11 protein-coding genes are annotated in these 21,561 nt (G+C 53.3%); 10 read left to right on the top strand and 1 reads right to left on the bottom strand.

The features are described from left to right. Positions 1 to 79: 79 nt before the first annotated feature. The gene (locus ACFQZT_RS05795) at positions 80 to 4,309 is read left to right on the top strand and encodes a LamG-like jellyroll fold domain-containing protein (RefSeq protein WP_379297455.1); all 4,230 of its coding nucleotides are present in this window, start codon (positions 80 to 82) and stop codon (positions 4,307 to 4,309) included. Between the two features lie 171 nt (positions 4,310 to 4,480). On the opposite strand, the gene ACFQZT_RS05790 is transcribed toward ACFQZT_RS05795, so the two are convergent. Beyond that, on the bottom strand, positions 4,481 to 5,311 hold the full coding sequence (locus ACFQZT_RS05790; protein WP_379297453.1) for a helix-turn-helix domain-containing protein: 831 nt from the start codon (positions 5,309 to 5,311) through the stop codon (positions 4,481 to 4,483). A 160-nt stretch (positions 5,312 to 5,471) separates the two neighbouring features. Between ACFQZT_RS05790 and ACFQZT_RS05785 the strand changes: the two genes are divergently transcribed. The 9 genes from ACFQZT_RS05785 to ACFQZT_RS05745 all read left to right on the top strand — a co-directional run bounded on the left by ACFQZT_RS05785 (position 5,472) and on the right by ACFQZT_RS05745 (position 21,485). After that, positions 5,472 to 6,227, top strand: coding sequence for a sugar phosphate isomerase/epimerase family protein (locus tag ACFQZT_RS05785; RefSeq protein ID WP_379297451.1), 756 nt, complete (start codon positions 5,472 to 5,474; stop codon positions 6,225 to 6,227). Between the two features lie 18 nt (positions 6,228 to 6,245). Further along, positions 6,246 to 7,406 carry a Gfo/Idh/MocA family protein gene (locus tag ACFQZT_RS05780; protein WP_379297449.1) on the top strand — a complete coding sequence of 387 codons (1,161 nt, stop codon included), beginning with the start codon at positions 6,246 to 6,248 and terminating at the stop codon, positions 7,404 to 7,406. A 241-nt stretch (positions 7,407 to 7,647) separates the two neighbouring features. Continuing rightward, positions 7,648 to 9,282 (top strand): response regulator, encoded by a 1,635-nt coding sequence (locus ACFQZT_RS05775; RefSeq protein WP_379297447.1) that lies wholly within the window; start codon positions 7,648 to 7,650, stop codon positions 9,280 to 9,282. Beyond that, a complete protein-coding gene (locus tag ACFQZT_RS05770; RefSeq protein ID WP_379297445.1) occupies positions 9,275 to 11,092 on the top strand; it encodes a sensor histidine kinase in 1,818 nt (605 codons plus the stop codon). The genes ACFQZT_RS05775 and ACFQZT_RS05770 overlap by 8 nt, the downstream gene beginning before the upstream one ends. After that, the gene (locus ACFQZT_RS05765; RefSeq protein WP_379297443.1) at positions 11,089 to 12,606 is read left to right on the top strand and encodes a DUF3502 domain-containing protein; all 1,518 of its coding nucleotides are present in this window, start codon (positions 11,089 to 11,091) and stop codon (positions 12,604 to 12,606) included. The genes ACFQZT_RS05770 and ACFQZT_RS05765 overlap by 4 nt, the downstream gene beginning before the upstream one ends. 51 nt (positions 12,607 to 12,657) lie before the next feature. After that, positions 12,658 to 14,289, top strand: coding sequence for a response regulator (locus ACFQZT_RS05760; RefSeq protein ID WP_379297441.1), 1,632 nt, complete (start codon positions 12,658 to 12,660; stop codon positions 14,287 to 14,289). A 93-nt stretch (positions 14,290 to 14,382) separates the two neighbouring features. Then, the gene (locus ACFQZT_RS05755; protein WP_379297439.1) at positions 14,383 to 15,702 is read left to right on the top strand and encodes an enolase C-terminal domain-like protein; all 1,320 of its coding nucleotides are present in this window, start codon (positions 14,383 to 14,385) and stop codon (positions 15,700 to 15,702) included. Positions 15,703 to 15,742: 40 nt separating this feature from the next. Beyond that, on the top strand, positions 15,743 to 16,546 hold the full coding sequence (locus ACFQZT_RS05750; RefSeq protein ID WP_379297437.1) for an SDR family NAD(P)-dependent oxidoreductase: 804 nt from the start codon (positions 15,743 to 15,745) through the stop codon (positions 16,544 to 16,546). A gap of 37 nt (positions 16,547 to 16,583) precedes the next feature. Next, positions 16,584 to 21,485, top strand: coding sequence for a glycosyl hydrolase family 28-related protein (locus ACFQZT_RS05745; RefSeq protein ID WP_379297435.1), 4,902 nt, complete (start codon positions 16,584 to 16,586; stop codon positions 21,483 to 21,485). Positions 21,486 to 21,561: the final 76 nt, after the last annotated feature.

Here is a 21,561-nt window from a genome sequence, read left to right as displayed (position 1 = left end):
ATTGATTCGTGCTCCAGTTATCATGATCTGTGGCATCTGATAAGTATTGATTTATGAATCTTTTACAAGGAGTGATTTTATGTTGAAGGGCAAAAAAACGATTATCGTTTTGTTATCAGCCGGTTTAATTCAAATCGGACTACCTTATGGCAGCGAAGTTGCGAAAGCTGACACCATTACATCACAAAACGCGTTGCTGGTGGTCCAAAATTATACAGGTGTATTTAACACCAAGCCTACTGTATTTAATGATCATACCTCGGATGCTCCTCTGCTGGGGAATGGTGATGTTGGGATTGTTATTGGCGGCGGAATCGACCAAATGACGTTTTATGCCGGGAAAAACGAATTTTGGTCAAGAGATCAGAAAAGGACGAAAGCACTAGGCAGAATAGCGCTTTCTGTTCCAAGCATGGCCGGGGCCTCTTACTTTATGGAACAAGATATTGCTCATGCTGAAGTGCGCGGGAACTTTACGTTAAACGGCAATACCATTCATTCTACAAGCTGGGTTTCCGCTACGGATAATTTATTAATGACCAAATTGTCTTATACCGGTTCCTCATCTGCTCCGGTAACAGTAAGCCTTAAGGATGGAACAGGTGCTACGATTAGTACTGCCAATACGATAACAGGCGATGTGCTCAGTATGGATGTCCAAGCTGATCCGGTTTACCAACCGACAAAGATAGGCAGAGAGGATTACTCCGGGGGAAGATGGTACTTTAATGGAAATATGGATGATTTTCGTATTTACAATAGGGCTCTTTCCGATACTGAAGTCTCACAATTGTATAATTTACAGTCGGTAAGCAGCGGCTTGACTACGCAATACACGTTCGATTCCATTCCAACGGGTGCCGTCAATACTTCCCTCGTCGCGGGAAAAATCGGAAATGCTCTCTCTTTCAATGGAACCAGCAGTTATTGGGATGCGGGTTTAGTGAGTATTAATGCTAACGATAACAAATCGTTAGGGGCATGGATCTACGTGCCAAGTTACGCGACTGACGCAAATTACATGTTCAGTCAGGGCGAGTGGAATCAAGGCACAAGCTTAGGTCTATCGGGTGGAAAGCTTCGTTTCCAGACAGTCGGCGGCAAGTATGCCGATTCTCCATCAGCAGTGCCAACGAATAGTTGGGTACATGTGATGGGTACTTATGATGGCCAGAACATTAAGTTGTATATAAATGGAGCACTAGTTAAATCCAGTGTGGTCGGTCCCCCCCCTCCTTCATCAACAAATCCTATTTCGCGGGTACGTATGTCCACAAGAGTCATAAATACGACCGGTACAGTGTCGAATGGACAATTGAGCTTTACTATGCAGCCGGGCCAAACGTATACGCTCGCAACTTCATTAATAAGTAATACGGACAGCAACGATTATCAGAATACATCTGTGTCCAAGGTAAGCGCATTAACACAAGCGGATATCGATGCACTCAATCAAACTCATCGTAATTGGTGGCAAGATTATTGGTCAAAATCATTTGTAGAGATTCCGAATAAGACGATCGAAAAGAGTTGGTATGGTTCACTATATTTGCTTGGCAGCAGTATGAGAGGAAATAAATACGCTCCAGGCTTGTGGGGGCCGTGGGCTACGCAAGACATGGCATGGAATGGGGATTTCCATCTTAATTATAACTACGAAACTCCATTTTATGCGATGTATCCAACTAATCATGTCGATGCGGCGGACAGTTATGATCAACCGATATTGGATTGGATTCCGAATGCTCAGGCCGGGGCAACCGCAGCAGGATTCAGCGGCGTTTATTATCCGGTTGCCATCGGGCCGTTACCCGGAGGCAGCCCTGATTCAAGCGATTATTATAATCAAAAAACAAATGCAGTTAATGCAGCGACTAACATGGTCATGCGTTATTACTACACGCGTGATACTGCCTATGCTAGTAAAGTATACAACTATCTCAAATTAGTGGGTGCTTTCTGGACCAACTACTTAGTTTGGGATGGAACCCGATATGTGATCTATAATGACGCTCAGCATGAAGGAGATACATATCCGCAAACCAATGGTGTTATGTCCTTAGGATTTGTTCGTTTGCTATTCCAAGGACTTATTGACATGAGCACGGATCTGAACCAGGATGCGGCGCTTCGCACCGACTGGCAAAATAAATTGAACAATTTAAGTGCATTTCCAACACAGGTACGCAACAGTCAAACCGTCTTTAGGTATACGGAAGTTGGACGAGATTGGAATAGTGGAAACTCGATTGGTGTCCAGCATATTTTCCCAGGCAGCCAGATTGGGTTAGACAGTGATTCTACAACGAAGCAGATTGCCTACAACATGGTTGATCAAATGCAGCGATGGGCGGATGAAAATGGTACACCGTTATTTTATCCTTCTGCAGCGAGAGTAGGTTATAATCCTACAACCATATTAACACAGCTTTACTCTTGGATAACCAGCCGCAGCTATAACAATATGCATATTCATACGGATGGTGGAGGTATCGAAAATCTAAATACCGTTCCTACTACAGTAAATGAGATGCTGCTGCAGTCGTATCAAGGGAAAATTCGGGTTTTTGCGAATTGGCCGGCAAATACTTATGCGAAATTCGGCGATTTCCGTGCGTATGGCGGTTTCCTGGTATCAAGCGATATGGAGAACAATATCGTACAATATGTTCGCTTGATCAGTGAGAAAGGAAGGAACGCTACCCTTGTAAATCCATGGCCAGATCAAACTTTGGTGATTTATCGTAACGGTGTAGCGAGCGGAACGTTATCCGGCAGTGAAATCAACATTACAACTTCACCAAATGAAACGATCCATATCGCTCCGAACGGAACTTCCTATAATGATATTATCAGTAAGCTAAGTGCTCCCGGGGGTCAGTCATCACCGCCGAGTCCGGTAGATGATAAAGATGTATCGATCATTTATAACGGTACCTGGAGCAATTATTCGGATAGCGGTGATTATCTGGGCACTGAAAAATATTCCAGACAAACGAATGCGAATGTGCAGTTTACATTTAACGGAACCTCGATCAAATGGATTGGCCCAATGAACAGCAATGGAGGTAAAGCGGACGTATATATCGACGGAGTGCTGGATCAGGCAGCGATCGATACCTACGCTACCGGCAAACAATATCAACAGGTACTCTACAGCAAAGTTGGTTTAACACCAGGAACCCATACGATAAAAGTCGTCGTAACAGGAACCAAGAATCCGAGCGCAAGCGATACGGTTATTGTTGTGGATGCATTTGAATATGGCACCAGCATTCCGGTCAGTTCCATTGCAGTTTCCGGCATTAACGGAACAGCTTTGATCAATCAGGCTAACGGGACACTGCAAATGACCGCTGCTGTGAAGCCGGATAATGCCGATGACAAGTCGGTTTCGTGGGGCGTACAAGGAGACAATGGGGCGGCAACCGATGCTGCGTCTATCAATGCGGCGGGTCTTCTTACCGCTATTAAAGACGGAATTGTAACCGTTGTTGCCAATGCGAAAGACGGTTCTGGCGTTAAGGGCGAGAACAAGGTAATGATCGATACGACGCCGCCTTTGACGGCCGTCTCTGTAGCGGCAGCAGCCCCGGACGGAGCGAACGGCTGGTATGTACATCCTGTGACGCTAAGTCTTAATGCTTCCGACAATGTGTCTGGCTTAGCCAAGACGGAGTACAGCCTGGATGGCGGTACTACGTGGCAAAACTATTCATCGCCTGTAACGTTGAATCAAGACGGCAAGTATGCCGTGAGCTATCGTTCGACGGACAATGCCGGCAATGTAGAAACGCCAAAAACCGTCAGCTTCAATCTGGACGCGACTGCTCCGACAATCACCGTCTCAGGAGTCGTATACGGTACGTTTAATGATACCGAGAGTATTGTTCCTATAATTGTGCTTAGCGATGAAATGTCTGGAGCTGACAACAGCAAGACGACAATGACGTTGGATGCGAACGGGGTACAGCAAGGGACAACGATTCCTCTCTATACGCTGCCACTCGGTTCGCATACGCTGGTTGTAACGGCGAGCGATCTGGCGGGGAACAATGGCAGCCAAACGGTAGTATTTCAGACCACAACAAGTATCGATTCCTTGAAGGCATTAGTAACGCATTTTGCGAGCACCGGGTGGATCCATAACGCGGGTATCGCGAATAGCTTACTGAGCAAATTGACTGCGAACAATTTGGCTGATTTTGTGAGTGAAGTGAAAGCACAGAGCGGCAAGCATGTTTCAGTCCAAGCAGCAAACTACTTGCTGCGGGATGCCCTATATTTGTTGTCCCAAGGGCGCTCATGAAGCTTTATCATGAGTTTTATAAGGCGAAGCGGTGAAGAGGGGGAAACCCCTCTTCTTTTTCTTCATTAGTGGACAAGCACCTTCAGTAGCGTGCCGTAATGACGATATTCTTCAGCGAACAAGTGGAGCGGGTTATGACGGTCGGTCCGGCCCTCAAAGGATAGTTAATATTTACTCGAACAGTAGCTGAGTTTGCTTGACTGAAGGCGCATGGCCCAGCACCTTTTTATAGGCGCGGAAGAAGGACGAATAATCGTGAAAGCCTACGGCTGCTGCCGCAGAACCGGCTGGTTGCCCCTGCAGAATCAAATTCTGAGCCATCACGACCCGTTTGTACGTTACGTAATTGCCCACCGTCGTACCTGTCGCTCTCCGGAACATCTTGTTCAGATGATGTTTGCTGATGTAAAAGGCGGCGGATAAATCGTCCAGCCTGATCGACTCGGCAATATGGTCGTTTAAATAAGCGATGATTCGGGAGACGGTTTTGGTGGAGAATGATGGTTCGGTTGCACTTTTGAAGGAATAGCTGTACATCAAGATTTGCGACAGAAGAGCCTCGAGACGCACACGAAGCAACAAATCCCGTATGGCCTTGTCGGCGAAACGGGCATCGATCAATTGTTTGAAAAAGGGATACATGACCTTTTCCCCGTAATCCGTATAATAGATGCCGGAAGAGCCGTAATCGGCGTGGAACGGAGACAATAAAACGGTCTGGTTTTCGGGGGGCAGAAAGCCGGGTACAAAATGGAGCGATATCCTCTCATAAGGGATATCGCTTTCGATTTTTACGCCATGAAAAACGTGGGGGGCAATAAGCAGGAGGCTGTGCGGCTCCGGCACATATCGTTTGCCTTCGACAAGATAGCTGACATCTCCGGCGATGAAATAGAACACTTCGTAGAAATTGTGGCAGTGCAGCTCATACTGATCGGTCGTGCGACGATCGACGGCATGATGAAGAATGATCGAATCGGTATGAATATTGATGGTTTGCATCCGGTCACTTCACTTCCTCCGAAAGGCGTGATTTCAGTCTAGTTGATAATCGCTATATTTGCAATGTTCTCGCTCCGATTTACAATGGAACATCTGTATGCGAGTACTATAATTAGTTGGTGAGAGGAATCTTACAACCAATGAGGAGGAGCCATTTTCCATGATTTTAGGTGCACAGCTGTATACGGTTCGATCCTTTCTTCAAACCGAAAAGGACATTCGACGTACATTGCAAAAAATAGCAGAAATGGGCTATAAATCGGTCCAGGTTTCTGCAATCGGCAAAATCAAACCGGAGACGCTTAGAGCCATTTGCGACGAGCTTTCGCTCCAAATCGCGCTGACTCACACGAACGTGGACCGGATCTTGAACGAAACCGATCAAGTGATCGAGGAGCATGACATTTTGGGCTGCGATTACATCGGTATCGGGGGAATGCCGGATAAGTACCGCGAACCGGATTGGTACGGTTATTTCGCGGAGGACTTCCGGGAAGCGGTTGGACGAATCGCCAGGGCCGGCAAGCTGTTCATGTACCATAACCACAATTTCGAGTTCGAGAAAATCGGCGGCAAACGTCTGATCGAACGCCTAATCGAGGATTTCTCGCCGGAGGAAATGGGGATTACGCTTGATACGTATTGGGTGCAGGCAGCCGGCGCCGACGTATGCGAATGGATTGACATCTTGAAGGACCGCCTCCATTGCGTACATTTGAAAGACATGGCTGTGCGGGGCACGGAGCAGCGGATGGCGCCGGTTATGGAAGGCAACATGAATTTTCCGGCAATAATGAAAGCGCTTGAGAAAGCAAACACGAAATATTTGCTCGTCGAGCAGGACGTTTGCCAAACAAGCCCGTTCGATTGCCTGCAGACGAGCTACAACAATTTGGCTGCCCTTGGCTACCGCTAAAGAGAGAGGAGAATCATCATGAAAAAATTGCGTATGGGCATTATCGGAATGGGTAATATGGGTTCGGATCATGCGAAAAAATTGATCAAAGGCACTGTGCCGGAGGTGGAGCTCACCGCCGTTGCAGAAATGGACGAAAAGCGGCTCACGGCATCCAAGGAGTATTTGCCGGAGACGATCGGTTTCTTTACGAGCCCGGACGAATTGATGGACAGCGGACTTTGTGAAGCCGTTATTATCGCAACGCCGCACTATGACCATCCGCGACTTGCGATCCAAGCTTTCGGCAAAGGGCTGCACGTTTTATGCGAGAAGCCTGCCGGCGTGTATACGAAGCAAGTGCGGGAAATGAACGAGAAAGCAGAGGAAAGCGGCGTCGTATTCGCTATGATGTTCAACCAGCGGACAAACCCGATGTACCGGAAAATGCACGAGCTGGTGCACGGCGGCGAACTTGGTGCGATCAAACGTGTAAACTGGATCATTACGGACTGGTACAGAACGCAAGCTTATTACGATTCCGGCAGCTGGCGCGCAACCTGGGCTGGCGAAGGCGGGGGCGTGCTTATCAACCAATGTCCGCACAATATCGACCTGCTTCAATGGATTTGCGGCATGCCTGCGAAAGTCCGTGCTTTTTGCCATGAAGGCAAGTGGCACGATATTGAGGTTGAGGACGACGTAACCGCCTATTTGGAATTCCCGAACGGCTCGACGGGTGTTTTCGTCACGACAACGGCCGATCTGCCGGGGACGAACCGCCTTGAGATTACATTAGAGATGGGAAAGCTCGTCTGCGAAAACAATACGCTGACGCTTCATAAGCTCAGCCAAAACGAACGTGAATATTGCTTTTCATCGAAGGATGGCTTCGCCAGGCCGTCCGTTGAAGAATTCGTCGTACCGGCGGAGGGCGACAATAGCCAGCATATGGGCGTCATCGCTTCGTTTGCAAAGGCGGCCCTGCATGGCACGCCGCTTATTGCGGACGGCAAGGAAGGCATCCATAGCTTAATGTTATCGAACGCTATGCACTTGTCCAGCTGGCTCGGCGAAACGGTCGAGCTTCCGATCAATGAGGATTTGTATTTGCAGGAGCTGAATAAGCGGATCTCGACATCCAAGCATAAGACAAACGAATCGGTGCTTTTTGATACGACAGGAAGCTTCGGCTCCTGACCGAGATTGCAAGGAGACCGTCCGGGACCAAGCGTCCCGGCGGTCTTTTTACTTCATCGACTAGGTAATTATGCGAAAGATAATGATATAAATTAGGAGACAATTGCAAACTTTTGCGGGCATTTTTGGCCTACCTGTAATAATTCCTTGTTCGCGGCTCGGCATGAGAGCTACAATAGAGTCATCAGATTAGCGACAAGCGTGCCGATAAGGACAGAACTGGCAAGGGACGGTGACAGGAATGCAGGCGCTTATTGTGGACGATGAATTTGAAATCAGGGAAGGACTGCGCGCAAGTTTTCCGTGGTCCGACTATGGAATTGAGAGCGTTACCATTGCTGATGACGGCGATACTGCGCTGGAGCTGGCACGGATCGAACAGCCTGATGTCATTGTAACGGATATCCGCATGAGGCGGATGTCCGGTCTGGCGCTGATCGAGGCGCTAGGCACGACAAGGCCGGACGGATGGAAGGCAATCGTCATTAGTGGTTATGACGATTTCGAGATGGTCAAGCAGGCGATGAAGTTGGGCGCCATGGATTATATTTTGAAACCGGTGAATACGGCCGAGCTCGGGGAGGTGCTGAAGCGCGCCATCGGCCAGTTGGAGCAGGAACGCACCGACATGCATAACCGGCAGCTGCTCAATGACCGGGTTCGCAGCGCTTTGCCCCGGTTCCGCGAAGAACTGCTGCGGGAAATTCTTGAATACGAGTACGATCCGTACCGGGAGACCCGGATTTTGCACCGTCTGCGAACACTGAACTGCGAATGGATGGCCGGCGGACCCTCCATGGTCATGCTGATCGAAGCCGACGATTTGAAATCGGTGGAGAACAGGGACGGGATGCGGCGGGAGAAGGAGCTGATCCTGTTCGGCATCGGCAATGTGGTGAAGCAGACACTGGAGGAGGATTATCCAGAACCGTTCGCGATGTGCGAGGATTCGAAGCAGCGCTGGGCGATCGTGCTGCAGGCCTCAAGGAGCGACAGTCTCTTACGACTAGAGCATCTAGGCAACCTGTTCATCGAACGTATTCAAGATTACGTCAAGGTAAAAGCGAGCGCAGCGCTTTGCACGGATCAAGGCGCTGTTTCGGAGCTGCATGCCCGGTATGCCGAAGCGGAGGAAATTTTGGAGCAGAAGGCGGTTTACGGCGGCGGCCGTCTGATGACCGGCGGCGGATGGGAGCAGGAGCCCGAGCAGGACCATCCGCCGATTACGAATCCCGACGAGGTGATGGACCTGATCATGTACGGTACCGAAGCGGATATCCATGCCGCAATGGACGGGTTCAACGAGCTGGTACAGCTCTGGTCCCATACCCATATCCGTGACATCCAACAGCATTTGTTCGGGTGGCTGCTCAGCATTTTCAAGAAGGCGTCACAGCTCGGCTGGAGCGAGAAGGGCTGGCAGCGCAACCCGATGCTGCTGTGGGACCGGCTGGAGCGCTACGACACGCTGGAGTCTCTTCGCGAGCAAGCGAAACTCTGTCTGCTGGAGCTGTCGCGCGGCTTCGCCCGGCATTCCGCTTCCCCGGGACATATCGTCCAGGAGGCGAGGAAATACATGCTTCAGCATTATGCGGACAACCTGACCTTGCTAAGCGTCGCAGCGGAAGTACATGTGACGCCGGTATGGCTCAGCAAGCTGTTCAAGAAAGAAATGCGGCAGACGTTCCTGGAGTATTTGACCGAGCTGCGAATGGAGAATGCCAAGAAAATGCTCGGTGAAGCGCGCTACAAAATTTATCAAATTTCTTCGCTGGTCGGCTACAGGGACCCGGTTCATTTTGCGAAATTGTTCAAGAAGAAGACCGGCTGGACACCTAAAGAGTACCGCATTCTGCAGGGAATTGCCTATGAATAAGGAACGGTTTGCGCTGGGTTCGCTCCGGAACAGATTGATTCTGATCTTTTTTGCGATATTGATCATCCCCTTCCTGTTGTTTGCCTATTACACTCGCGACAGAGCGATCGAGGGCATCAAGAAAGCGAATACCTCGGCTTCGCAAAGCTTTTTGATCCAGGCCCGCAAAGGGTTCGAAGCTTATCTGTCGAGGCTGAACGACCAGATGAACGATCTGGTCGGCAATAAGAAACTGCAGGACTTGCTCGATCATTCCTCGTCGGGATGGGAGGAGGAGGCGTTCACGGTCAATATGCTGACATTCCTGAACGAGCAAAGCTCCAGGGTAGACGCGTTTCGAGTGCATATCTACCCGATCGAGCCGGCCCGTTATCCCGAATACATGGCTACGATCGGGGAGGCGGATATCGCCGCCAAAGAGGAATGGTTCGGCAAGGCCCAAATCTCAATCAGCCCATCCTGGCACTTGTCGATGCCCAGCTACGGACGTTACGCCAAACCGCTGCTGACGTATTCGAAACGGTTCACGGGCCTTTACGACCGCCAGCCCCGGGGCATTATTACCGCCGACGTTTCGGAGGACCAGCTTTCGCGGTTTATTTCGCCGTCGGGCAATATTGCGGGGCAAAAGCTGCTGCTGCTCGATGAAAACGGGAACGTGATATACGACTCATCCTCGAACGAATGGACAGGCCGGCCGGAGGTCGCCGGCTCACTTTACAGCTTGACCCGCGCTGCGGCAGCCTCGCAAACGATCTCTATCGGGGGGCAGAAGTATGTCGCCTCCAGCCTGAAGCTGGACAGCCGCGCATGGTATCTCGTCAGTTTGTCGCCGCTCAGCGAATTGACCGGCACGATCGACGAGATCAGCAGGGTGATCCAGATTTTTCTCATCGCTTATCTGTTGTGCTGTGTCAGCGTTGTCATCTATTTCACCGTTCATTTTACCCAGCCGGTCGTCCGGCTCGTGCGGCTGATGCGAAAGACGGAGAAAGGGCAGTTCCGACATCCATCCATTGGGTCCGACCGCAACGACGAGGTGGGCTGGCTGTACCGCGGCTTCATCAGCCTTTCCCAGCAGATCGAAACGCTGATCGAAGAGGCGGCTCGCTCGGAGAGGAAGAAGAAAGAGCTGGAGTTCCAGGTGCTGAGCCATCAGATCAATCCGCATTTTCTGTACAATACGCTGGAATCGATTCGCTGGAAGGCGGAAGCTTACGGCCGAAGCGATATCAGCGAAATGGTGGCGGCGCTCGGCAATTTGCTGCGGCTCAGTCTGAATCAGGGCAAGGAGATCACGACGCTGCAGCGCGAAATCGAGCATCTGAGGTCCTATGTCCAGATCGAGCAAGCCCGGATGGGACAATCGATCCGTATCCTCTATGCCGTTGAGCCGGAGCTGCTGCCGCTGCCCTTCATGCGCCTCCTGCTTCAGCCGCTGGTCGAGAACGCTATCCAGCACAGCATCCGCGATAATTTCGAAGCCGGAAAAATCCTGGTCTCGGCACGCCGTGAGAAGAATGACATCGTTATCGACGTGAGCGATAACGGCAAAGGCATTCCACCGGATATACTGGACAAGCTGAACCGGGATCTCAAGGACGAACCGATGCAATCCACCGGCACCAGAGGGGTCGGTCTGCGCAACGTCAACGAGCGGCTGCGCTTGTATTTCGGGGAAGAGTACCGGCTGCAGATCGAATCTGATTCCGCTTCCGGCACGAAAATCACGCTGCGCCATCCGGTCATGAACAGCGGCGAGCCGGCATTAAAGCAGGAGGTTTCCGGGAGACAGGGGGCTATAGAATGAGAAAAAGAACATCTTTTCTTTATGTGTTCGCTTATTTCGCGCTGCTGTGCATGGTATGTTCGGCTTGCGACGGTAAAGAAGGGCGCTCCGGAAATGCCGCGGTAACAAACGGTGTACCGGAGGTGACGCTCACTTTCTATTTCGGCGGCGACAAGAAGCCGGCTACAGACGAGGTATGGGCGAAAATAAGCGAATACGTCAAGAGCAAGGGGTTGAACGTCAAATTTGACATCCGCATGCTCCCGTTTCAAGATTTCAAAGACAAAATGCTGGTCATGGCCGCATCCGGCGACAAATGGGACTTGAACTTCGACGCCTCCTGGCTGTCCTACAAACAAATGGCGGCCAGAGGCTCCTATATGGCGTTAAACGAACTGCTGCCGAAATACGCGCCGAACCTGTATAACATTTATAAAGCGCAGGGCACCTTGTCTTCGGCGACGGTAAATGGCGAAATCGTCGGCCTGCCTTGGACGATGAAGATGAGCGAGCGCAAATTCGCCGGTTGGCGAGCCGATCTTGCCGAAAAGGCAGGGCTCAAGATCGAGCCGGACTCGGTCAAGACGATCGAGGATGTCGACAAGCTACTCCGTGCGTTACGAAAAGCGTTTCCGAACGAAAAGCTGTCCCGCACGCCGCCTTTGTCCATCTACATGATCAGGGACGAATGGGTCGATCTCGGCTTCCATGGGCTCGGCTTCTATTTGAACGATCCGAAGGTAACCGTCATGCCGGTCGAACAGCAGCCGTTTTATTTGGAATCGGCTCGGCTGTCGAAGGTCTGGTATGATGACAATCTGATCAGCCGGGATGCGATGATCGACAAGGAAGGCTCCGATGAGCAATGGCGAAGCGGCAAATTGCTGTTTACGATCACTTCGCACGAATGGGCGAACGCCGATCCCGGATTCGTCGACAAAACCTACAAGCAGTCGATGTCCCTGCTATATCCTGACAAAAAATTCGTCAACCGTTCGGCGCTGGCCAACGTGCTTGCAATCAATCGAAATTCCGAGCATTTCGACCTTGTGCTGCGGTTTCTCGATATGGTGGAAACGGACCGTACGCTGTACGATCTGCTGATTTACGGCATCAAGGGCAAGACCTACAACCTGAACGGCGATATGGCTGTCTATCCCGAGGGCATGGACTCCGCGACCAGCAACTATATGGAGTGGGGTGGACAATGGGCGTTCTGGAAGCCGAAGTTCATGCGTCCGACGCAAACGTACAGTGCGGGCTTCTGGGAACGGGAAGCGGAATTCGCGAGCGAGCCAATCAACGTGATCTCGCCGGTGGACGGCTTGTTCATTGCCGAAGACCGGATGAAGAGCGAGCTTGAGCAGCGCGACCAGGCGTCCGATGAATTCAGCCGGCCGATCGAGCTAGGCGCTGTGAAAGATGTCGATCAGGCGGTGAAAGATTACGTGGAGCTGCAGAAGAAGAACGGCTTGGGCAAAGTGCTTGCCGAAACGCAAAGGCAAGTCGACGCGTATCTCGCTGCGAAAAAGTAGACGACGTTTTCAAAAAAAACGAAAATTTTGCCGAATGGGGATGATGCTCCCGTGTACAAGGCGCTGATCGTGGACGATGAAAAGGAAATCCGCGAGGGATTGCGGACGGTGTTTCCATGGCACGAGCTGGGGATTCACGAAATTCGAACGGCGGATGACGGCGATACTGCGCTGGAGCTTGCCCGTGCCTGGAGCCCGCATATCGTGATTTCCGACATCAAGATGAACCGGTTGTCCGGACTCGACTTTATCCGTCAGCTCTATATGGATTCGTCCTTCCCGGGAAAGATTGTTTTCATCAGCGGATATGACGAATTTGAGCTGGTCCGGCAGGCAATGAAGCAAGGCGCCGTCGATTATTTGCTGAAGCCGATTGATATCGGGGAAATGAAGCATATCGTGCGCAAAGCGCTCGAGCTCATTCGGACGGAGCAGCTCCGCAATCAGAATCAGGCATTGCTCGAAAACGAGGCCCACCGGGCGCTGCTGCAAATGCGCGAAGAGCTGATGAGGGAAATGGCGGAGAAAGCGATAGAACCGCACATGGAAACCAGGATCATCCACCGTTTGGAAAAGCTGAAGCTGGATTGGATATCGAAAGGACCGCTCGCCATATTGGCGGCGGAAGTCGACGACCTGAAGGCGATTGAACAGGAGAAGCGCTACAAGCAGGAGCGCGAGCTGGTTTTATTCGCAATCGGCAACGTGATGGATCAAACCTTGCAAGAAGAATGCCCGGGAGCGTACGTTCTATTCAAGGATAAAAAGGAGCGCTGGATCGCTGCGATCCCGTGCCAAGCAAGCGATCTGGAGACGGTCACGAAACTCGCCAAGCTGCTGATCGCCCGGATCAACGAGTTCGTCAAAGTGAAGGCGACGATCGGATTGAACCCTGCACCGGGCCCTTTCAACCGGCTGCCGCAATTATATGCGGGTGCGTGCGAAGCGCTTCAGCACAAGATCGTCCTTGGCGGCAACCGGGTTTGGGTCGCGGGAGAAGCGGCGGACGAGGAGGCCGAGGGGGTTAGGCTGGGCAATCCGGACGAAATGATCGAGCTCCTCAAGTATGGGACCGATTCCGATATTATGGAAACGATGAGCGGCTTTTCCGACTTCGTGCGGTCCTGGTGCGAGCCTCATATCCGCGACATTCAGCAGAGGACGTTCGAATGGCTGCTGGAATTGTTCAAACGGGCTGCTTCCATCGGCTGGAAGGACCGTTTCTGGGAGACGAACCCGCTGCTGATCTGGGATGAGATCGAACGGTTCGACACGCTTGATTCGCTGCAAAGCCGGGTCCAGGCCTATTTGCTGCAAATGTCTGCGGGCATCCGCGAACGGCTTGCGCCGCAAAGCCACATCATTCAGGAGGCTGAAGCTTACATTCGCCGGCACTACCGGGAAAACTTGTCGCTTCAGGCCGTCGCCGCACACGTCCATGTCACCCCGATTTGGCTGAGCAAGCTGTTCAAGAAAGAAATGCAGGTCACGTTCCTTGAGTTTCTGACCGAAGTCCGTATTCAGAAGGCGAAGGAAATGCTCGGCAGCATCCAATATAAAATTTACCAAATTTCTTCGGAGGTTGGATACCGCGACCCGGTCCATTTCTCCAAAATGTTCAAACGGTATGTCGGATACACGCCGAAGGAATTCCGAAACATGCAGGGAATCGACGAGGAGTAAAGGAATCTCGCGCCGCAGCTGTTTGCCCCGGTCTATGGGGTAGGCAGCTTTCGGCGCTTTTTTGAGTTCGCGTTTGTCCACCCGTTCCGGACCGTGTTACAAGAAGATTGTTTTGAAAGGTTTTGTTTAATTTCGTCTCATTGCTGCCAGGTTTACACAATTTTACAATGGTATCCAGGAGGTGAAAATATGGCTAAAATAACGGGAATCCGCTGCATTCGAACCCGGCATAACCGGAGCTGGACGATCGTCAAGGTGATGACGGATCAGCCGGGGCTGTACGGGATCGGGTCGGCAACGGATCTGTACGCACCCGGAACGATCGGGCAACTGCTGGAGGAATTGCTGGGTCCACGTCTGATCGGGATGGATGCGGGCCGGATCGAGGACATCTGGCAGGTGCTATATACTTGCGGCTATTGGCGCAACGACGGACTGCTGCAAACTGCGATGGGCGGCATCGATATGGCCCTGTGGGACATCAAGGGCAAGGAAGCCGGCATGCCGGTGTACCAGCTGCTCGGCGGCGCCTGCCGGGCGGCGGTGCCATGCTACGGACATGCCGGGGGAGCCGATATCTCATCGCTGATCGAAAGCGTGCACCGCTTCAAAGAGGAAGGGTATACGGTCATCCGTTGTCAGCTGGGCTCCTACGGTGGCGGAGGATTCATCCCCAAGGAGCAGGCTAACGTTCCGGCGGGCGCCTGGACAGACGGACCGGTTTTCGATGAAGCCCGCTATCTGCATATGATTCCGGAAATGTTCGAGCGGCTGCGCCTGGAGTTCGGCATGGACGTCCAATTTACTCATGACGTGCATGAGCATTTGTCTCCGATCACCGCGATACAATTGGCCAAACGTTTGGAGCCGTACAGCCTGTTTTACCTGGAGGACGTACTGCCCCCGGAGCAAATCGGCTGGTTCCGGCAGCTTCGCGCCCAATGCGCGACTCCGCAGGCCATCGGCGAATTGTTCGTGAACCCGGCGGAATGGACTCCGCTCGTGCAGGAAAGACTCATCGATTTCATCCGGGTGCGCGTGCCGAAAATCGGCGGGATCAGCCCCGCCCGCAAAATAGCCGCGCTTGGAGAGGCGTTCGGCGTCCGGACAGCGTGGCAGGAAGGCGGGGAGAGCGATCCGGTCAATCAGGCGGCCTGTGTCCATCTGGATATGGCCATATGGAATTTCGGCATCCAGGAGGTGAATCATTTCCGCCCCGAGGAGCGGGAAGCGTTTCCCGGGACGATTGAACGGCGCGGCGGTTATTTGTATCCGAACGACAGACCGGGTCTCGGGATCGACATCGACGAAGAAAAGGCAGAGGCGCTGATCGCGGGTTCGGAAAAAGGGAAGCCGTACTTTCGGCCTTATCCGACAGATCGAAAGGCCGATGGAACAAGCGTCCGGCCGTGATAGAATCATTCAGCGGCAATCATCGAAGGGAGATTTACGTATGGTGCAATCAACAACGCCCAAGACGGCGATCGTAACGGGCGCGAGCAGAGGAATCGGCCGCGGCATCGCCATGGTACTTGCGGAGCGAGGCTATGACGTGCTGCTGGGCCACTTGAACGAGCCGAAGGAGGCGATCGATGCGGCGGCGCAAATCCGGGAGCGATTCGGCCGGAAGGCCGTGGTCTTCCAGGCCGATCTTCGCGATACGGCGACGCTTGCGCCTCTTATTGACACGGCTCGCCGGGAGCTTGGCCCGATCGGGCTGCTGGTCAACAATGCGGGCATCTGCATCCGTGACAAGGTGATCACGGATTTTTCCCAGGAAAAAATCGACGCGATGACCGCGGTCAATTTTCGCGCCCCGCTGCTGTTAAGCGGTATCGCGGCCAAGCACATGATCGAGGACCGGGTTTGCGGCAATATCATCTTTATTTCCTCCTCGCGGGCGCAGCGGGCTTATCCGATGGACGGCGTATACGGCGGGCTGAAAGCGGCTCTGGAGCGTGCGGCGATGTCGCTTGCTCTGGAGCTGGCTCCGCACGGCATTCGCGTCAACGCCATCGCGCCCGGCGCGACGATCATTCGGGATCCTAACGACGAATATCACCGCGGGCTGAGCCGAAAAATTCCGCTTGGGCGCATGGCAAAACCGGCGGATATCGGAGAAGCGGTCGCCTGGCTGAGCTCGGACGCCGCCGCTTACATTACCGGGATTACGCTGCGCATTGACGGGGGACTGATTTTGCCGGGAATGCCGGAGGAACCTAACAGAAGCCTTGAAGACGATTGGGGACGAGCATAGGATTAAAGAATGAAAAAATGGATTTCACGGAGGTGTGATGATGGATCGGAAATGGACGGTTTTCTTCTGCATGCTTCTGATTTACAGCGCTTTCAATTGGAACGGATTCACAGCTGTGCCTAGAGCGTTCGCGGATACGGTTCAGAATGCCGTTTCGATTGAGCTGGGCGCAACGCCTGCCGAGAACGGTATCACCGCCAGAGCCGGGGATTACGCGGCAGGTCTGCAAACCGGCACGCTCGATGGGAAAGGCTATTGGGCGACGAATCAAAACGCTCCGAGCCCCCAGACGCTCTACTTCTACATGAACGTCAGGGACGATTTTCTTTATGACAATAAGGATCAGACGGTCTATGTCACTGTCGAATACTACGACAAGGACAACGGAAAGCTTGGGCTGCAGTATGATTCGACGACCGCAGCGTTCAAGAACGCGCCGGTTTTTTCTTATCAAAACACGAATCAATGGAAAACGTACACCTTTATTTTAAACGATGCCAAATTCGCAAACCGGGCGAACGGCTCGGACTTCCGGATTACGGCCGGCGGCGGGACACCAGAAGCTTATATCGCCTCCGTGACGGTCACCAAGAGGGATCGGATCCCGAACGAAGGCCAGCCGTTCGTTGTGAAAACCGCATATCCGACGGACGATATCGTGATTGCGAGCTATAACGTCATGGATTACGGCGCCAAAGGCGACGGAACGACAGACGATACGTCGGCGTTCCAAATCGCCCTTAACACGGCGTCAGGTAAAGGCGGAGGCATCGTGTATGCACCTGCCGGCACGTACAAAATCGCGGATACGCTCGACGTGCCTACCGGCGTTACACTGCGCGGCGATTGGGCAAACCCCGAGACGGCCGGCGGTGTCAAAGGCACCATCCTGGAGGCCTATGCGGGCAAAGGGAATGAAGCCGGAACGAGCTTCATCCGCCTGGAGCAGTCAAGCGGCATCACGAATCTATCCATCTGGTACCCGGAACAATCGCTGGATCATATCGCTGCCTATCCGTGGACGATCGAGCAAATGTCGGGCGACAGCGCCACCGTCGAGCATGTCACGCTCGTCAATTCGTACAGCGGGATCAAGATCGGTCCCGACTGGAACGAGCTCCACTACCTTCACGATGTATACGGCACGGTGCTGAAAACCGGAATTTTCCTCGATTATACGACCGACATCGGCAGGATCGAAAAGGTCAGTCTGTCGCCGGATACGTGGTCGCACTCGGGACTGCCCGGCGCGCCAGATCCGCAGAGCCTCTTCCAGTACATGACTGCGCATGCGGAAGGCATCGTCATGGGACGTTCCGATTGGGAATATATGTCGGATGTGCGGATTTCCGGCTTCCAGACGGGTCTGCGGATGACAAATCGAACGAATTCCAGTGATGCGGCCAATGCGCAGTTTTACGGTATCGACATCGCGAACTGCAATGTGGCGCTCAAGCTGGAAGCGGTGAATGAGTACGGCTTGCTCGTCTCGGACAGCCGTTTCTCAGCCGGCGTCGGCGATTCGCCGAAGGCGGTCTACGCGACGCCGTCCTATCACGGCGTCGCTCAGTTCAACACTTCGTACATCGGCGGAAGCCCGCTGAACGCCGTGGTCAACGAAGGAGAGGGACACTTGTCGTTCGAGAACAGCACGATCGCGGATTGGAATAGTGATGCGGGCGGATATGCGATCGTAGCGAACGGGGGTTCCGTCATTCTGGGGCAGACCGCATTGTCGAAGCCGGGCCGGCAGCTGCTATTAAAGCCTGGCGTCAAGAGCCTGAACGCCGTCAATTCCGGTTACCAAGGCAAGCTGGATGTGCAGGATGAAAGCGGCGGCGCGGACGTAAGCGTGAGCCAGGATCCGCAATATCAGATGAAGAAGCTGCCGGTCGGGGCTCCCCGCGACGCTGCGGCCAAGCCGAAGCCGGCATCCGATCGGCTGTACGACGTGACGTCGGCTCCCTATAACGCGGATGCGACCGGGGCGGCCGATGTGTCCGCCGCCGTCAAGCAGGCGCTCACGGACGCACAGGCAACCGGGGGTACGGTGTATTTCCCGGCCGGCACGTACCGGATCAATCAGCCGATTGCCGTTCCTAGCGGCGTGGAGCTTAGAGGCTCGTGGGATGTGCCGCATCATACGATCGGGGGCGGCAGCGTCATTTTCACGAATTACGGCGAGAACGACCCGAACGGGGCTCCTTTCATTTCCTTGCAGGAAGGCGCCGGCATTCGCGGGCTCTCGGTCTATTACGATCAGCAGAATTGGAGCCAGATCAAGCCGTATGCGTGGACGATCCAGGGCCAGGGACATCACGTGTACGTCATCAATACGACGCTGGTCAACCCTTATCAAGGCATCGATTTCGGAAGCTACGACACTAGCGGGCATTATATCGATTACGTGGCGGGATCTCCGCTGAAGGAAGGCATTTTCGTCGGGGGCGGGGCGCGGGACGGCTTCGTGCGAAACGTCCAGTTCAATCCCCACTACTATTCGAGAAGCACTTACCCGAACCACATTCCCGGCGGCCAGCAGGACGTCGTCTGGAATTATCAAAAAGAAAATATGGACGCCTTCCATGTCGGCCATACGGTAAATGAAACGTTCTTTAACACGTTCGTGTTCGGATCGCTTTACGGCATTCATTTTACGCCGCAGAACGGGCAAGGTCCGGAGGCTCTGATTATCGGGCACGGCACGGACGGCAGCAAAAAAGGCGCCTTTCTGGAAGGAGCCGGCGGCAAAGGCCTGACGTTCGTCAATACGGAGCTCGTAGCCATAAGCACAACGGAAAAAGTGTATGTCACGGCAGGCAGTGGTTTCGCTTCGACGGCGGATTTCTTCAATTCGTCCATGTGGGGCGATGTGACGCGAGCCGCCGATATTGCTTCCGGCAGCATCCGTCTCCAGCAAAGCAACTTCCGTATTTCCGGCGAGCCGGGGATCAACGCGACAGGCGGGGACATTCAGCTCTATGATTCTTATTTCCAGCAGGCGGGGAGAACGCACATTTACGCCGGTCCGTCCATCGTCAGGCTGACCGAAGCCGCCAACCTGTTTGCCGGCGGATTGATCATGAAAAACGATGCACCAGGCAAAGTGACGGGAACTGAAATCAAGCCGATTGCTTTGGAAGTGTCCGGTACCGGCTACGATTCCGCGCATCCGGAACAGCTGGGAACGGAACTGAAGCTGACGAATTCGAACTATCCAGGCCCGCTGAACGGCACCATCGAACTGCTCGAACCGGCGCCGGCTGCGCAAGCTTTCGTGCCGATCCGGTTTGAGAACGTCGGACTCGGCCAGAGTGCAATGGTGAAGCTTCCTGTCGTCGTCAGCGATTTCATCACTTTTAAGGTCACGCTTGAGGACGGGCGCGCGTACAAAATGCCGGTCAAGGCGGGGCAAATGATCGCCGTTCGCACGGAAGACGGCAGCAGAGGCGCGCAAGAGGCGATTTCGTTGAACATGGCCGATCAATACCACAGTCTCGGCGGGAAATGGAAAGGCACCGATGATTTGAGCGCAGCCGCCGATGTGAAGTGGGACGACCAAAACCTGTACATCTCCGTGTCGGTAAGAGACGATGTGCATGTTCAAGCTTGGTCGAAAGGCGATATTTGGCAGGGCGACGGCATCCAGGTCGGGCTCGATATGTCGAAGCAAGACGGCTCAGCCAGCAAAAACGTCAACGAGCTCGGTTATGCGCTAAGCAACGACGGAACAGTCACCAAATGGAGGTGGCGGGCTCCGCAAAACATCGCCACGGGCGCATTCGATGCCGGGAACGCCGTAATCCGGCGGACGGACGGCTTGACGCAGTATGACATCAAAATTCCGTTCGCGTCGCTCGTATCGCCGGGGTACACATACCAACCAGGCGACACCATCGGGTTTTCCCTGCTGCTGAATGAAAATGACGGCGCGGGCAGAGCGGCATACATGGAATTCAATCAAGGAATCAGCACGTCCAAGGACGCCACGTTGTTCGGGGATCTGTATTTCTTGCGGGGCAGCTACAGCGATTTCCGCAAGACGTCCGCTGCGGCTGCCGTTGAGCAGGCGCGCAGCGACCGCTCCGGCATGTCGGCGGATGCCGCACAAAGCTTCATCAACCTGCTGCCGGACGGCCCCGATAAAACGCGGCTGAACATGAGGCTGCACGATATGACCCCTCCTGTCACGACTGCCGTCGTTGCTCCCTCCGAACCGGATGGAGGGAACGGCTGGTACTTGCATCCGGTTACGGTCACTTTAAGCGCGCAGGACGATTTGTCGGGTGTGGCGACGTCGGTGTACAGCCTGAATGGAGGCTCTGATTGGCAAAAGGTTACGGGACCTGTCACCTATAGCCAGGACGGCCGGTATACAGTGAGCTACCGTTCGACGGATAACGCCGGCAATGAGGAGGCAGTGAAGTCGATCGGCTTCAATCTGGACTCGACTGCGCCGGCGATTACGGTAACCGGTCTGGTGTACAGTGCTTACAGCGATTCCATGGATATCGAGCCGAGCTTTACGCTCAGCGATAGTTTGTCCGGTGTGGACAACAGCAAGACGACGGTCACGGTGGAAACGTATGGCGTCCGTCAAACCGTGCAGCAGGGAGCGGTAATTCCACTGTATACGCTGCCACTCGGCATGCACGCATATATCGTAACGGCCGGTGATCTGGCCGGGAATACGGGCAGCCAAGCCGTGTCGTTCCAGACGACAACAAGCATTTCATCCTTACAGGCCTTGACCGAACGCTTTGCAAATCGGGGATGGATCGACAACGCAGGAATCGCGAACAGTCTGCAGGCCAAGCTGAATCAGCGGAATCTGAGAGCTTTTGCAAACGAAGTGCAGGCGCAGAGCGGCAAGCATATTGCCGAAGAGGCGGCGGTCTACTTGCTTCGAGATGCGCAGTATTTGATGCCTCAGCATTAGGAGCAGTGCATTTTACAACCGAATCATAGGACAATGACGTTTACAATCCGGCTCTAATGTTTAGGGCCGGATTTTT

This window comes from Paenibacillus sp. GCM10027628 (assembly GCF_042676385.1).
Taxonomy (GTDB): domain Bacteria; phylum Bacillota; class Bacilli; order Paenibacillales; family NBRC-103111; genus Paenibacillus_E.
This window is presented reverse-complemented; position numbering and strand designations above follow the sequence as displayed.